Below are 13,738 nucleotides of genomic sequence, written 5' to 3' on the forward strand. Positions count from 1 at the left end.
CCGCGCCCGGGTCGATGATCCGCCCCTCGATCGGCAGTTCCAGGGTCACCGTCCGCCGCGGCCTGCTTACGGTCCACCCTGACGCGGTGTGGCGCGGACGGGTCGCGGACCACGGGCGGTCGCCGCTACGGGACCGGCCTGTGGGCCAGCCGGCCGCGGCGGTCCGACGGACGGCTCGTCCGGTCGCCGTCGGAGCTGCCGGAAGGCGCGACGTACATCCGCGTCTTCTCGCCGCCCGGACGCTGGGGCGTCCGCTGCCGCGAGCAGCCGGCGGCGGGCCGGGGTCCCACGTACCGCGGCGGCCGGGCCATGTGGCGCCCCGGCGCGCCGTGGTCCGCCCTGGTGCGACAGGGCCCATCACCCCAGGTGACAGCCCATGCACGGAGGTGGACTTGGGGGAGGCGCTTACGGGCCCTTAACCTACGGTCTCGTAACCTACGAGCCCGTAGGTAATTCTCCCGTCCCCAGGAGCACCCGCATGACCCTCACCACTCCCCACCTCGGCAGCTCGGAAGGGTGGACCGACGCCCGGCTGCTGTACGCCCTGGAGGAGGTGGTCGAGAAGGAACTCAACCGCCATCTGAAGGTCGCCAAGGACTGGATGCCCCACGAGTACGTTCCGTGGTCGGACGGGCGGAACTTCCCCGGCTTCTTCGAGGACGGAGAGGCCTGGGAGAAGGGCCAGTCGAAGGTGACGGACGTGGGGCGAATAGCTCTGGTGGTCAATCTGCTCACCGAGGACAACCTCCCCAGCTACCACCATGAGATCGCCTCCCTCTTCGGCCGGGACGGCGCCTGGGGCACCTGGGTGCACCGCTGGACCGCCGAGGAGGGCCGGCACGGCATCGTGATGCGGGACTACCTGCTCGCCTCGCGCGCCGTGGATCCGGACGAGCTGGAGCGGTTCCGGATGGCGCATATGAGCGAGGGCTTCGAGTCGGACAACCGGCACTCGATGCTCCACTCGGTCGCCTATGTGGCGTTCCAGGAGCTGGCCACCCGCATCTCGCACCGCAACACCGGCCACCAGTCGGGCGATCCGGTGTGCGACCGGATGCTGGCGCGGATCGCCACCGACGAGAACCTGCACATGGTCTTCTACCGGAACCTGCTCTCCGCGGCCTTCCAGATCGCTCCGGACCTGACCATGCAGGCGGTGCGGGACGTGGTGGTGCACTTCCGGATGCCGGGGCACGGTATGCCCGGCTTCGAGCGCGCCGCCGCGCAGATGGCCATCGGCGGCATCTACAACATGCGCATCCACCATGACGATGTGCTGCAGCCGGTGCTGCGCTTCCTGAAGGTGCTGGACATCGACGGGCTGGGCCCGGAGGGGCTGAAGGCGCAGGAGGAGCTGGGGCTCTACATGGGCGGGCTGGACGCGGAGGCGGCCAAGTTCGACGAGCGGCTGGCCGCGCGCAAGGCGCGGATGGCCGCCCGGTCCGGCGGCTGAGGCAGGCGGGACCGGCCCCGGCAGGGACCGCTGCGGGGCCGGCCACGGTGGTCTGGTGAGGGCCGCCCCGCCACGGCAGGCGGGGCGGCCCTCACTCGTATGAGTGAAGGCCGTACGCTGTGCGACGTGAAGCCTGTGACCCGCTTTGTGTTGATCGGCGCCCCGATCGCCCTTGTCGTCTCCGTCGTCCTCGGTGGCGGCGACGGTGACAAGCGCCCCATCGAGGATCTCGCGCAGTCCGAGGTGGAGAACCCGCTGAAGGCGGGCGACCGGGAGAAGGAGAAGGCGCTCAAGGACGAGATCGCCTCGATGCCGGCCGGGCTCGCCGCGCCGGACAAGAAGGAGCTGGCCGCCCGGCTGATCGCCAGCGCCGACAACTCCACCCTGGACTGGCGGGGGCAGTACGACGACATCGAGGACCTCGGCGACGGCAACGGCTACACCGCGGGGGTCATCGGCTTCTGCTCCGGCACCAACGACATGCTCCAGCTGGTCGAGCACTACACCGAGGAGCACCCGGACAATCCGCTGGCCTCCTACCTGCCCGCCCTGCGGGAGGTGGACGGCTCCGACTCGCACGCGGGACTGGACCCGGGCTTCACGGACGCCTGGAAGAAGGCCTCGAAGCTGCCCGAGTTCCGTGCGGCGCAGAACGAGATACGCGACCGCATCTACTTCGACCCCGCAGTGGACCTGGCCAAGATGGACGGGCTGTCCACGCTCGGGCAGTTCGTCTACTACGACGCGATGGTGCTGCACGGCCCCGGACTGCGGGCCGACGGCTTCTACGGCATCCGCCACGCCGCGCTGAAGACGGTGAAGACGCCTTCGGAGGGCGGCGACGAGAAGAAGTACCTGGACGCCTTCCTGGACGCGAGCCGCGAGATCATGAAGAACGCCCGGTCGGAGCGCGAGCGGGACACCTCGCGGATCGACACCGCCCAGCGGGAGTTCCTCCGGGCCGGCAACACCGAGCTGAAGCTGCCGCTGGTGTGGCGGACCTACGGGGAGTCCTACCGCGTCGAGCGCCTCTGATCCGGCGCCGCGTCCGGCACGGCTCAGCCCTGGCGGCGCAGCCGGTGGCGCTCCTGTTCGGACAGGCCGCCCCAGACACCGAAACGCTCATCGTTGGCGAGGGCGTACTCCAGGCAGGCGTCGCGTCCCTCGCAGGCCGCGCAGAGCCGCTTGGCGTCCCGGGTGGAGGAGCCGGGCTCCGGGAAGAACAGCTCCGGGCCGGTCTGCGCGCACAGGGCGGTCTCCCGCCAGGACAGCTCGCCGCCGTCCGTGAGGGCGGTCGGTTCGGGGTGGATACGGGTGTGGGTGTACATACGGATCAGGTTGCCGGGCCCGGCTAAACGGCCCGTCAACGGCCGATCAACGCGGTGGGCAGCGGCGTTGCGCGGGCACCCCGCGGTGGAGTCGGCGCGGGCGTGCGCGGGTCAGTGGCCGGCGTGGCCCTTGGACGCGGGGCGGTCCGGGGAGGGCTCGGCGGTCGCGGCCGAGTGGTGCGGGTCGTATCCGGGGATGGTGCCGTCGGGCTTGGCGATGAGCAGCAGTCCGGCCATGCCCATGTCGGAGTGGGACTGGACATGGCAGTGGTACATCCACGCCCCGGCGCCCACATGCTCCCCGGCGATGACCTGGAAGCCGAAGGAGTCGGCGGGTCCGGTGATCTTGTTGTCGACGATCCGGCTGGGGTCGTCGGGGCCGGTGAGCAGCCCGGTGCGGTTGTCCGCCCAGCGGTGACCGTGGACATGGAACGTGTGGTAGTACTCGCCGTGGGTGATGGAGATGATCTCGATCCGCTCCCCCACGGTGCAGCGGAAGTCCGGACTCTGGTGGCCGGGCCGGTTGTTGATGGTCATGTCGTTGAAGACGATGGTGAACTGCCTGTCCGGCAGGATGTCGCCCGCGCGCCGGACCACCAGCGGCCCGTAGAGGCCCTTGCGGATGCCCCCGGTGCCGTGGTCGGTGCCCACCACATGGTCGTGGTAGTGCCAGTATCCCGCGCTGCCCGCCTGCCAGGTGCCGTCCTTACGGCGGCCGGGGGCGTGGGTGCGCCAGGTGTAGGTGCGGGTGCCGCCGGGCTCGACATGGCTGCGGTTCATCCGGGTGCCGTCGCTGGCCACGTCGTAGTCCACCCCGTGGACGTGCAGACTGGCGGGCACGTCCATGGTGTTCTCGAACTCGATGTGCAGGGTGTCGCCTTCGATGATCTCGATCAGCGGTCCGGGGATGGAGGCCTTGCCCTTCTCGGTGCCGTAGCCCATCTGACCGTCCGGCAGTTTCTCGGCGTACATCCGCAGATGGCGCACCTGGCCGCCCGCCGGGGCGGTACGGGGCGGGGTGGCGGCGGTGGGCGCCGCCGCGGCCTGCCCGGTGCCCGCGGCTCCGGACAGCGACAACGATGTCAGCCCGGCCGCCGCCACCGCTCCCCCGGTCAGCAGACGGCGGCTGAAGCTCCGTCTGCCCATACCGCCGGCCGTGCCGCTGTTCTCGCCGTCCATGCCGAACTCCCCTGTGCGGTGCGGAGGATGACGGGGTGGTGAGCCCCTGGGCCGGGCACACCGTAGCGCTAGCAGAACCGTTTTTCCACAGCCAGGACAAAGTTCGCCGAATTACTGCGAAGCTATTGGCGTCTCCGAGGAAGAGGTCTAGCTTCATCGTCGTTTGCTGTGACCCCTGAGGGTGTGACCTACGAAGGTGGGTGAGCAATGCGCAGAGCACCGCATCACCGGTCGAGATCCCGCCAGGCGCTGACCGCGGCGGTCGCCGCGGGTGTGCTGGCGGCGTCCCTGCTCGGCGGTACGGCCGCCACGGCCGAGCCGAGGCAGGGACCCGAACCACAGGAACCACCGTCCCGGACAACGTTGTCCCTCCCGTCCCCGCCGGGCGGGGACAACGTCCGGGTGCTGGTCTTCCACGCCTCGGCGACCGCCGAGGCGCCCACCGTGGACGCGGGCATCGCCGCGGTCGAGGCGATCGGGCGGACCGGTCCGGCCGCCCAGCGGTTCGCCACCGAGGCGACCGACGACGCCTCGGTCTTCACCGACGAGCGCAAGCTCGGGAAGTACAACGCCGTGGTCTTCCTGACCGGGGGCGGGGATGTGCTCGACCCCGCCCAGGAGGCCGGGTTGGAGGCGTATCTGGAGGCCGGCGGCGGCTTCCTCGGAGTGCACGACGCCGCGCGCACCGAGCCCTACTCGGATTGGTTCACCGGACTGGTGGGGGCCCGGCCGGCCGCCGGCAGCCCGACGGCGGTGCAGCGCGCCACCGTCGAGGTCGGCGACCGGACGCACCCGGCCACCCGGGGGCTGCCGCTGAACTGGAAGCGCGCCGACACGTGGCTCAACTGGCAGACCAACCCGTCCGGCGCCGTGCACACCGTGGCGCGGGTGCGGGAGAGCAGCTACGCGCCGGGGGCGAGCGCCAACGGCTGGGACCACCCGGTCTCCTGGTGCCGCGACTACGACGGCGGCCGCTCCTTCTACACCGCGATGGGCGGCACCGCCGACGCCTACGCGGAGACCGACTTCCGCGAGCATCTGCGCGGGGCGCTGCTGTGGACGACCCGGCTCTCCCGCGCCGACTGCAAGGCGACGATCAACGCCCACTACAAGGCCGAGCGGGTCACCAAGCCCAACCAGCCGGGGCAGAACGACCAGATCGGCGAGCCGCATGGGCTGGTCGCCGCGCCGGACGGGCGGCTGCTGTACATCGGGCGGGGCGGCGCGGACTCCTCCCGGCCGGTGGTGACCGACTGGGGCAACCCCGACATCGGCAAGGGCCGGGGCGAGATCCATGTCTACGACCCGAGGACCGGGCAGGTCACGCTCGCCGGGGCGCTGACCGTCTTCGGCAACAAGGGCGGCGGCGACGAGCTGGTGAAGAACGAGGAGGGGCTGCTCGGCATCGAGCTGGACCCGGGCTTCCTCTCCAACGGCTGGGTGTATCTGCACTACACCCCGCACGCCCGGATCAACCGGGACACCCATATGGGTGAGCGGTATGTCTCCCGCTTCACCCTGGACCTCGCCACCAACAAGCTGGACCCGGCGAGCGAGAAGGTGCTGCTGAAGTGGCCGGTGCAGATCCACAGCTGCTGCCACGCGGGCGGCGGGATGGCCTGGGATGCCAAGGGCAACCTCTACATCGCCACCGGTGACAACAACTCCAGCGGCTTCAGCGGCGGTTACTCGGGCAACAACCCGCAGCCCCACTTCAAGGGCGTCTCCTTCGCCGACGCCCGCCGCACCTCGGGCAACACCCACAACCTCAACGGCAAGATCCTGCGCATCCATCCCGAGGACGACGGCACCTACACCATCCCCTCCGGCAACCTCTTCACCGGCCAGGAGCCGGACGAGGGCGGCGGCAAGACCCGGGGCGAGATATACGTGATGGGGGTGCGCAACCCGGCACGGATCTTCGTCGACAAGACGACGAACATCCTCTACGCGGGGTGGGTCGGCCCGGACGCCGGAGCGCCGTCCACCACCTGGGGCCCGGCGAAGTACGACACCTTCGCGGCGATCACCAAGGCGGGCAACCACGGCTGGCCGTACTGCATGGGCAACAACCAGCCCTACCGCGACCGCAATCTGCCCGACCCGGCCAAGCCGCTGGGCTGGTACGACTGCGCCAAGCCGAAGAACGAGTCGCCCAACAACGACGGCCTGGTCAATCTGCCGCCCATCACCCCCAACACCATCTGGTACTCCCCGCAGGGCGGCGGCGTGGACTACCCGCGCGACGCGGCCGGGGTGCCCAGCTACAAGACGGAGGAGCAGAAGCTGCTGCTGCCCTGGCTGAAGGGCGGCGGGCAGGCGACGATGAACGGCCCGGTCTACCGGTACGACACCGCGAGCACCAGCGCGGTGAAGTGGCCGGCCTACTGGGACGGCAAGTGGTTCGTCGGCGACTTCTACGACGGTGACCAGCCGCGCCACGCGGTGCTGACCGACCCCAAGACGGTCGGCAAGGGCGGGCTGCCGGTGCACGCCGAGTCCCTGCGGAAGATCATTCCGGTGGGCGCGGGCGGTATCCGCAACCTGATGGACTGGAAGTTCGCCCCGGACGGCTCGCTCTACGTCCTGGACTACGGCCGCGGCTTCTTCACCTCCGACGCCAACTCCGCGCTCTGGCGCGTGACCTATACCGGAGGCGAGCCCACCCCGGCCGCCGGACAGCTCGCGAGGGGGACCAAGCAGTGAGACGAGAGCAGAGGAGAACCCCGTTGGGGCGGGAACGGAGGCACCGCTCGCGGCTGTGGACGGCGGTGCTGGGCTCGCTGCTGCTGGTGGTGGGAATCACCGCCGGCTCGGCCTACGGCCGGGACGCGGAGCGCGAGGGCCCCGCCGCCGCGGCCGAGCAGATACTGACCTGGACGGCCGGGGACCCGGTCGACCGCTATCTGACGATGCCGCAGTCGGCGGTGGCCGGACCGGCGACCATCGTCTTCGAGAACAGCACGGCCACCGGCAACACCACCGGGATGCCGCACACCCTGACCTTCGACGTCTCCGACTCCCAGTACAACAACGACGTCCAGCTGAACATCCTGGCCAACCCCGGTGACGCCGAGGGCGGCAAGCACACCGCCCAGGTGGTGCTGACCCCGGGGAAGTACCGCTTCTACTGCACCATCCCGGGCCACGGCCAGATGCAGGGCGTGCTGACGGTCACCGACGGCGGCGGCGGTGAGGACACCACCGCGCCGGAGACCTCGGCGGCCGTGCAGGGCGAGCAGAACGCGGACGGCGACTACCTAGGCCACGCCACGGTGGCGGTCACCGCCACCGACGCCGGCTCGGGAGTGCAGCGCATCGAGTACGCGGTCGGGGCAGACGGGCCCTGGCAGACCTACGCGGCCCCGGTGATGGTGCACCAGGTCGGCGACCACAAGATCCGCTACCGGGCCACCGACAAGGCGGGCAATGTGGCGGCCGAGAAGTCCGTGGAGTTCACCGTGGCCGCCCCGCCGACGGACGACACCACCCCGCCGGAGACCTCGGCCACGGTGACCGGCGAGAAGGACGCCGAGGGCCGGTACGTGGGGATGGCGACGGTCACCGTCACCGCCTCCGACACCGGCTCCGGGGTCAACACCGTTCAGTACGCGCTGGGCGCCTCCGGTGCCTGGCAGAGCTACACCGCCCCGGTGATGGTCCACGCGGCCGGGGCGCATACCGTGCGCTACCGGGCCACCGACAAGGCGGGGAACGCGGCGGCCGAGAAGGACGTCCGCTTCACCGTGGTCGCCCCGCCGGTGGAGGACCGCGAGCCGCCGCAGACCCTGGCCGCGCTCACCGGGACGGTGAACTCGGACGGGGCGTATGTGGGGCGGGCCACCGTGACGGTGACCGCCACGGACACCGGCTCCGGAGTGGACCGGGTCGAGTACTCCCTCGACGGCGGCCCCTATTTGGCGTACACCGCGCCGCTGGTGGTGGACCGGACCGGCTACCACACGGTGCGGCACCGGGCGACCGACAAGGCCGGCAACACCTCGGCGGCCAAGCAACTCTCCTTCCATGTGGCCGAGGGCGGCGGGGTGCCCGCGCCGAACTGCCCGGAGCTGGACGAGCGGGCGACCGTGTTCGTCGGCACGGTGGACAGCGGGGTGCCCAACCGGATGACCCGCTCCCGGTGCACCGTCGGCGAGCTGATCGAGGACGAGAAGGACTGGTCCTCGCAGGCGCTGTTCCTCAAGCATGTGGACGGCGTCCTGGACCGGCTGCTGACCGAGGGCGTGATCGACGCCCGCGAGCACAAGACGGTGTACCGGGCCGCCAAGGAGTCCGCCATCGGCACCCCCGGCCAGACCGAGGGCTACCGGCCGCTGTTCGACGGGACGGCGAAGTCCTTCGCCAGGTGGCAGCAGGTCGGCGGCGGCGCCTTCGCGCTGAACGGCGACGGGTCGATGACCAGCAGCAGCACCGTGCCCGGTATGGGCATGCTGTGGCTGCCGCAGCGGACGTACGGCGACTTCTCGCTGAAGCTCCAGTGGCGGGACGACGCGCCGGGCACCGGCAACGCCAACGCGGGGGTCTTCGTCCGCTTCCCCTACGTCCACGACCACCCGGAGGAGCCGCGCCCCGAGTGGGTGGCCATCAAGTACGGGCATGAGCTCCAGATCCTGGACCGGCCGGACGGCGACATGTACAAGTCCGGCTCGGTGTACGGCTTCGACCGGGTCGGGCTCGGCGGCGCCGGGGTCACGCCCAAGGGCACCTGGAACGAGTACGAGATAAGGGTGGAGGGCCAGCACTACTCCGTCTTCCGCAACGGCGTGCTGATCAACGAGTTCGAGAACAACGGCGGGCAGGACTTCTCCCCGCCGCGCGCGGACGACCCGGGCACCGACGGCCGGCGGTACGCCACCGGTCATATCGGGCTCCAGGTCCACGGCACCACCGATGTGATCTCCTACCGGGACATCCGCATCAAGGAGCTGTGAGCCATGGGGAGCTATGACTCCTGAGGAGCTGTGAGCCCGAGGGGGCTATGACTCCTTGCGGGCGCGGCTCGGCTGTACCCGCTTGGGCTCCCCCGGCATCTTGGGGTAGTCCGGCGGGTACGGCAGATCCGCCAGTCCATGATCCCGCTCGTCCTGGGCGGCCAGCTCCAGCAGGCCGTCCAGCGAGAAGGCGTGGTCGTCCATGTCGGCGTGGATATCGCCCAGCTCGGCGTACCGCACCGGCATGGTGACCAGGTCGAAATCGCGCGGGTCCGCGTCGTCCAGCTCCTCCCAGTGCAGCGGCGCGGACACCGGGGCGTGCGGGCGGGGCCGGATGGAGTAGGCGGAGGCGATGGTGCGGTCCCGGGCGGTCTGGTTGTAGTCCACGAAGATCCGCTCGCCGCGCTCCTCCTTCCACCAGGCGGTGGTGACCCGGCCCGGCATCCGGCGCTCCAGCTCCCGGCCCACCGCGATGGCGGAGCGCCGCACCCGGGTGAAGTCCCAGCGCGGCTCGATCGGAACGTAGACATGGACGCCCCGGCCGCCGGAGGTCTTGGGCCAGCCGCGCAGCCCGTACTCGTCCAGCAGCCCGCGCAGCTCGTGGGCGGCGCGGACGGCGTCGGCGAAGCCGGTGCCGGGCTGGGGGTCCAGGTCGATGCGCAGCTCGTCGGGGTGGTCGGTGGCGTCGCCCCGTACCGGCCAGGGGTGGAAGGTGAGGGTGCCGAGGTTGGCGGCCCACAGCACGGCGGCCGGCTCGGTGGGGCGGATCTCGTCGGCGTACCGTCCGCTGGGGAAGGTGATGTGCGCGGTGGGGATCCAGTCGGGGAGGTTCTTCGGTGCCCGCTTCTGGAAGAACGACTCGCCCTCGACCCCGTCCACGAACCGTTCCAGGGTGGTGGGGCGGTCCCGCAGCGCGCGGGTGATGCCGGGGCCCACGGCCAGGAAGTACCGCGCGACGTCCAGCTTGGTGAAGCCGCGCTCCGGAAAGTAGACCTTGTCGGGGTTGGACAGCCGCACGGTCCGCCCGCCGGCTTGCAGCTCCACCGCGTTTCCCTTGGCCGCCATGGTCGCCACGGTAGGGCGACTCCAAGGCCTTCGCACATTGAGGATGAATGGTGCACCAGCGGGCAATACGGACTGCGCTCCGGCAGAATCGGCGCATGGACCTGCCGGTGATGCCGCCTGTGAAGCCGATGTTGGCCAAGTCGGTGAAGACCATCCCGCCCGGGATGCAGTACGAGGCGAAGTGGGACGGCTTCCGCGCCATCGTGCACCGGGACGGGGAGGAGCTGGTGATCGGCAGCCGTACCGGCAAGCCGCTGACCCGGTACTTCCCCGAGCTGGTGGACGCGCTGCTGGAGCGGCTGCCGCCGCGCTGCGTGGTGGACGGGGAGATCGTGATCGCCCATGACGGGCGGCTGGACTTCGACCGGCTCTCCGAGCGTATCCATCCTGCCGCCTCCCGGGTGCGGATGCTGTCCGAGCGCACCCCCGCCCGGTTCATCGCCTTCGACGTCCTGGCGGAGGGCGACGCCTCGCTGATGGACACCCCGCTGACCGAGCGGCGGACGGCACTGGAGCGGATGCTGACGGGCGTCACTCCCCCGGTGCACCTGGCCCCCTGCACCACGGACACCGAAACGGCCCGGGACTGGTTCGAGCGGTATGAGGGCGCCGGGCTGGACGGGGTGGTGGCCAAGCCGCTCGATCTGCTCTACCGACCGGACGCCCGGCTGATGTACAAGGTCAAGCACGAGCGGACGGCGGATGTGGTGGTGGCCGGCTACCGCTTCCACAAGAGCGGCCCGGTGGTGGGCTCGCTGCTGCTCGGCCTCCATGACCGGGCCGGGGTGCTCCAGCATGTGGGGGTGTGCGCGGCGTTCACCGCGCAGCGGCGGGCGGAGCTGGTGGAGGAGCTGGAACCCCTGCGGCTGGAGCACCCCGGGGACCATCCCTGGGCGGCCTGGGCCGAGGAGGCCGCCCATGAGTCGGCTCGGCTGCCGGGTGCGCCCAGCCGTTGGACGGGCCGGAAGGACCTGTCCTGGGTGGCGCTGCGGCCGGAACGGGTCTGCGAGGTCGGGTACGACCATATGGAGGGCACCCGGTTCCGGCACACGGCCCAGTTCCGCCGGTGGCGGCCGGACCGCGCGCCGGAGAGCTGCGGCTACGACCAGCTGGAGGAGCCGGTCTCCTACGACCTGGACGCGGTGCTCTCGGGGGCGGATTCCTAGGGAGACTCCGTGCCCGTCCGGGTCGGGTCGGGGCTGGGTTCGGTGGGGGTCGGGGGCGGGGTGCCGGGCGAGGAGGTGGGGGTGGGTATGGGTGTGGGGGTCGGCGTCGGTGTGGGGGTCGGCGTCGGTGTGGGGGTGGGTGTGGGGGTGGGTTCGGACGGGGTCGGGTCCGGGGGCGTGGGGGTCGGGGTGGGGGTGGGGGTGGTGGGTGTGGGTGAGGGGGTGGGGCGAGGGGGTTGGGGGCGGGTGGGGGTTGGGGTGGGGGTGGGCTGGGGGCCGACCACGATTCCACCGCCGGGGCGGCCTCCGGGACGGTCGCCCGGGCGATCACCGGGGCGGTTCTCCGGCCGGTCACCGGGGCGGTCGGGGGTGGTGCCGGGGCGCTGGGCGGGGAGGCGTCCGCCCGGGCCGGGACCGGTGGGCAGCACGCCCGTACCGTCCGGCACGGAGTGCACCCCGCTCCGGTAGAACGAGAGCCAGGAGAGCACCGTACGGAGGTAGGCGTCCGAGCGGTTGTAGCTGAGGATCGCCGAGGAGAGGCCGCCTGGAGTCGAGAGGTCGCGATCGCCGGCGCAGAGGTAGCGTCCGGCGGCGAGGGCGGCGTCATGGATGTTGTTCGGGTCGCGGCGGCCGTCGCCGTTGCCATCCGCGCCCCAGCCCGCCCAGGTGGACGGGATGAACTGCATCGGCCCCACTGCCCGGTCGAACACCGGGTCAGCGTCGTAGGCGCCGTCGTCGGTGTCGGTGATCCGGGCGAAGCCCGCACCGTTGAGGGCCGGGCCGAGGATCGGGGTGAGGGTGGTGCCCTGGGCGTCCACCCGGCCGCCGGACGCCTGTCCCGACTCCACCTTGCCGATGGCGGCGAGCAGTTGCCAGGGCAGTCGGCAGCCCGGCTCGCTGCGGCGCAGCGCGGCTTCGGCGCGGCGGTAGGCGAGGAGCACGGTGGCGGGCACTCCGGAGGCGGCGGACGCGGCCGCGCCGGAACCGGTGAACACGGCGGGCAGGGTGGTGGGCTTGAGGGGGGATGGAGTCGGTCCGGGGCGGGTGGGGGGCACCAGGCGGAGGGGCGCGGGGGTTGCCAGGGGCGGGAGTTCGGTGTGGTAGACGTCGTCGTTGGGCTGGTCGGCGGGTACGGGACGGGGAGTGGTCGCCGCCGCAGCGAGCGCGGTCGGTGCGGTGAGGGCGGGTAAGCCCGGGGCCTGGGAGGCGGTGAGCGCGGCCATCGCGGTGACGGCGGCGGCCGTCCCGCTCAGTCCGCGACGCATCCGGCGGCCGGGGACACGGGGTGCGCTGTCGCGGTTGCTGCTCATGAGCCGGCTCCCAGGGTGTCGATGGCGCTGATCCGCCAGACGCCGTCCTTCCGTACCGCCTCCACGGCCAGCATCGCGGCGCCGTAGGTGGTGTCTCCGCCCGCCGCCGCCTTGCCTTTGGCCCCCTTCGCGCCCTTCTCGGCTGCCGCGGTGCGGGTGTTGCGCTGGTCGGCGTAGACCAGCACCCGGGCCCGGTCCCCGTCGATCAGCTCGACCCCGGTGTGGGTGACGGTGGTGGTCAGCACGAGCTTCTGCCCGGGCCCCTGGGCGCGGACCGGGGCCAGCATGGCGCGGTGCTGGTCGACCGCCTTGCCGGTGAGGTGGTCGCGGACCGCCCGGTCGGCGGCGGCGGGGGCGGCATGGTCATAGGAGAAGAGCGCGCTCACCGCCTTGCCGATCTGGCCCGTCACCTCGCTGGTCCGGCCGATGTCGGTGAGGGCCGTGTTGCCCAGGGCGGGTGCCTCGCGCAGGGCCGCGGCCTCACTGGCGGCCCAGGCCCCGAAGGCGCCGAGCAGGACGGTGGTGGCAGCCAGGGCGAGGGGCAGGCGGCGGGAGTGGGGAGCGGGGGGCGCCTCGACCGGGTCCGGTGATGCCTTGGCCGGCTCCGGGGCCGGCTTGGAGGTAGCGGTGGGGGCGGTACGGGGTGGTGGGCTGGTGGTGATCAGGCGGCGGCGCCGGTTGACCAGGTGGCGGGTGGTCGACATGGTCTCGTCCTCTCAGCCGGTGGCGGCGCTGCCGACCGGGGCCTGGCCGAGGGCGCTCAGTTTCCAGCCCTCGGGGGTACGGGTCAGTTCGCCGAGCATCCGGCTCTCCTTCTCGGTGGGCGCGCCCTTGGGCGGGGTCACCGTCACCCGCAGGGCGACCATCACACTGGCCCGGCCGGCCCTGGTGTCCAGCTCGGTCACCGCCCCGGACAGCACCTTGGCCCTGGTCACCGTCTTGGCCTGCTCGATCTGCCGCTCGAACTCGGTGCGCCCGGCGGTGAGCTGGGCCAGCAGGTCGCCGGTGGCCGAGCCGCGCCAGGTCTCCAGACCTCGGCGCAGATCGCGGTGGTCGAGCGTGTTCATGTTCTGCACGGCCTGCTCCCCTGCCGCCAGCACCTCGTCGCGGGTGGCCGCGTAGGCGGCCGACTCGTCGTGCGCCGCGGCGTACCAGGACCAGCCGCCCCAGCCGGCGCCGCCCGCCGCGAGCAGGGCGAGCACCGCCGCGGCCGTCAGCAGCGGGTTGCGTGTCGTCGTACGGGCCATCGTGCGGACACCCCCTGTGGGTGATGGGTGGGTGATGG

General features: G+C 71.8%; 11 protein-coding genes. 5 read left to right on the plus strand and 6 right to left on the minus strand.

What is annotated here, in order from left to right; translation table 11 throughout:
* Positions 1-478 precede the first annotated feature (478 nt).
* Positions 479-1,453 carry an acyl-ACP desaturase gene (locus ABZ945_RS23110; protein ID WP_361272617.1) on the plus strand — a complete coding sequence of 325 codons (975 nt, stop codon included), beginning with the start codon at positions 479-481 and terminating at the stop codon, positions 1,451-1,453.
* Between the two features lie 135 nt (positions 1,454-1,588).
* Positions 1,589-2,488, plus strand: a complete 900-nt coding sequence (locus tag ABZ945_RS23115) for a chitosanase (protein WP_361272771.1) — start codon at positions 1,589-1,591, stop codon at positions 2,486-2,488.
* 23 nt (positions 2,489-2,511) lie between these two features.
* On the opposite strand, the gene ABZ945_RS23120 is transcribed toward ABZ945_RS23115, so the two are convergent.
* Entirely contained in the window at positions 2,512-2,781 is a 270-nt protein-coding gene (locus ABZ945_RS23120; RefSeq protein ID WP_361272619.1) for a WhiB family transcriptional regulator, read from the minus strand.
* Between the two features lie 111 nt (positions 2,782-2,892).
* Positions 2,893-3,927, minus strand: coding sequence for a multicopper oxidase domain-containing protein (locus ABZ945_RS23125; protein WP_361272774.1), 1,035 nt, complete (start codon positions 3,925-3,927; stop codon positions 2,893-2,895).
* A 240-nt stretch (positions 3,928-4,167) separates the two neighbouring features.
* Between ABZ945_RS23125 and ABZ945_RS23130 the strand changes: the two genes are divergently transcribed.
* Positions 4,168-6,666 carry a ThuA domain-containing protein gene (locus ABZ945_RS23130; protein WP_361272622.1) on the plus strand — a complete coding sequence of 833 codons (2,499 nt, stop codon included), beginning with the start codon at positions 4,168-4,170 and terminating at the stop codon, positions 6,664-6,666.
* A gap of 23 nt (positions 6,667-6,689) precedes the next feature.
* On the plus strand, positions 6,690-8,912 hold the full coding sequence (locus ABZ945_RS23135) for a family 16 glycoside hydrolase (protein WP_361272625.1): 2,223 nt from the start codon (positions 6,690-6,692) through the stop codon (positions 8,910-8,912).
* 45 nt (positions 8,913-8,957) lie between these two features.
* Here ABZ945_RS23135 and ligD read toward each other — a convergent pair whose 3' ends face one another.
* Complete coding sequence (ligD, locus tag ABZ945_RS23140; RefSeq protein WP_361272627.1) at positions 8,958-9,977, minus strand: non-homologous end-joining DNA ligase; 1,020 nt, start codon at positions 9,975-9,977, stop codon at positions 8,958-8,960.
* 95 nt (positions 9,978-10,072) lie between these two features.
* Between ligD and ABZ945_RS23145 the strand changes: the two genes are divergently transcribed.
* Positions 10,073-11,143, plus strand: a complete 1,071-nt coding sequence (locus ABZ945_RS23145) for an ATP-dependent DNA ligase (protein WP_361272629.1) — start codon at positions 10,073-10,075, stop codon at positions 11,141-11,143.
* Here the strand turns inward: ABZ945_RS23145 and ABZ945_RS23150 are convergent.
* From ABZ945_RS23150 to ABZ945_RS23160, 3 genes are read right to left on the minus strand one after another with little or no spacing between them, the layout of a single operon-like run.
* On the minus strand, positions 11,140-12,453 hold the full coding sequence (locus ABZ945_RS23150; RefSeq protein ID WP_361272632.1) for a lytic transglycosylase domain-containing protein: 1,314 nt from the start codon (positions 12,451-12,453) through the stop codon (positions 11,140-11,142). The genes ABZ945_RS23145 and ABZ945_RS23150 overlap by 4 nt on opposite strands.
* Positions 12,450-13,157, minus strand: a complete 708-nt coding sequence (locus ABZ945_RS23155) for a hypothetical protein (protein ID WP_361272634.1) — start codon at positions 13,155-13,157, stop codon at positions 12,450-12,452. The genes ABZ945_RS23150 and ABZ945_RS23155 overlap by 4 nt, the downstream gene beginning before the upstream one ends.
* Positions 13,158-13,169: 12 nt before the next feature.
* A complete protein-coding gene (locus ABZ945_RS23160) occupies positions 13,170-13,700 on the minus strand; it encodes a hypothetical protein (protein ID WP_248635421.1) in 531 nt (176 codons plus the stop codon).
* Positions 13,701-13,738: the final 38 nt, after the last annotated feature.

Source organism: Streptomyces sp. NPDC046887, from assembly GCF_040644755.1.
In the GTDB taxonomy this organism is placed as follows: Bacteria; Actinomycetota; Actinomycetes; order Streptomycetales; family Streptomycetaceae; genus Streptomyces; species Streptomyces lichenis.

Coding starts and splice junctions, on each gene's coding strand:
- ABZ945_RS23125 (WP_361272774.1), bottom strand. CDS start 3,927: ATGGGCAGACGGAGCTTCAGCCGCCGTCTGCTGACCGGGGGAGCGGTG.
- ABZ945_RS23160 (WP_248635421.1), bottom strand. CDS start 13,700: ATGGCCCGTACGACGACACGCAACCCGCTGCTGACGGCCGCGGCGGTG.
- ABZ945_RS23120 (WP_361272619.1), bottom strand. CDS start 2,781: ATGTACACCCACACCCGTATCCACCCCGAACCGACCGCCCTCACGGAC.
- ligD (WP_361272627.1), bottom strand. CDS start 9,977: ATGGCGGCCAAGGGAAACGCGGTGGAGCTGCAAGCCGGCGGGCGGACC.
- ABZ945_RS23150 (WP_361272632.1), bottom strand. CDS start 12,453: ATGAGCAGCAACCGCGACAGCGCACCCCGTGTCCCCGGCCGCCGGATG.
- ABZ945_RS23155 (WP_361272634.1), bottom strand. CDS start 13,157: ATGTCGACCACCCGCCACCTGGTCAACCGGCGCCGCCGCCTGATCACC.
- ABZ945_RS23145 (WP_361272629.1), top strand. CDS start 10,073: ATGGACCTGCCGGTGATGCCGCCTGTGAAGCCGATGTTGGCCAAGTCG.
- ABZ945_RS23110 (WP_361272617.1), top strand. CDS start 479: ATGACCCTCACCACTCCCCACCTCGGCAGCTCGGAAGGGTGGACCGAC.
- ABZ945_RS23130 (WP_361272622.1), top strand. CDS start 4,168: ATGCGCAGAGCACCGCATCACCGGTCGAGATCCCGCCAGGCGCTGACC.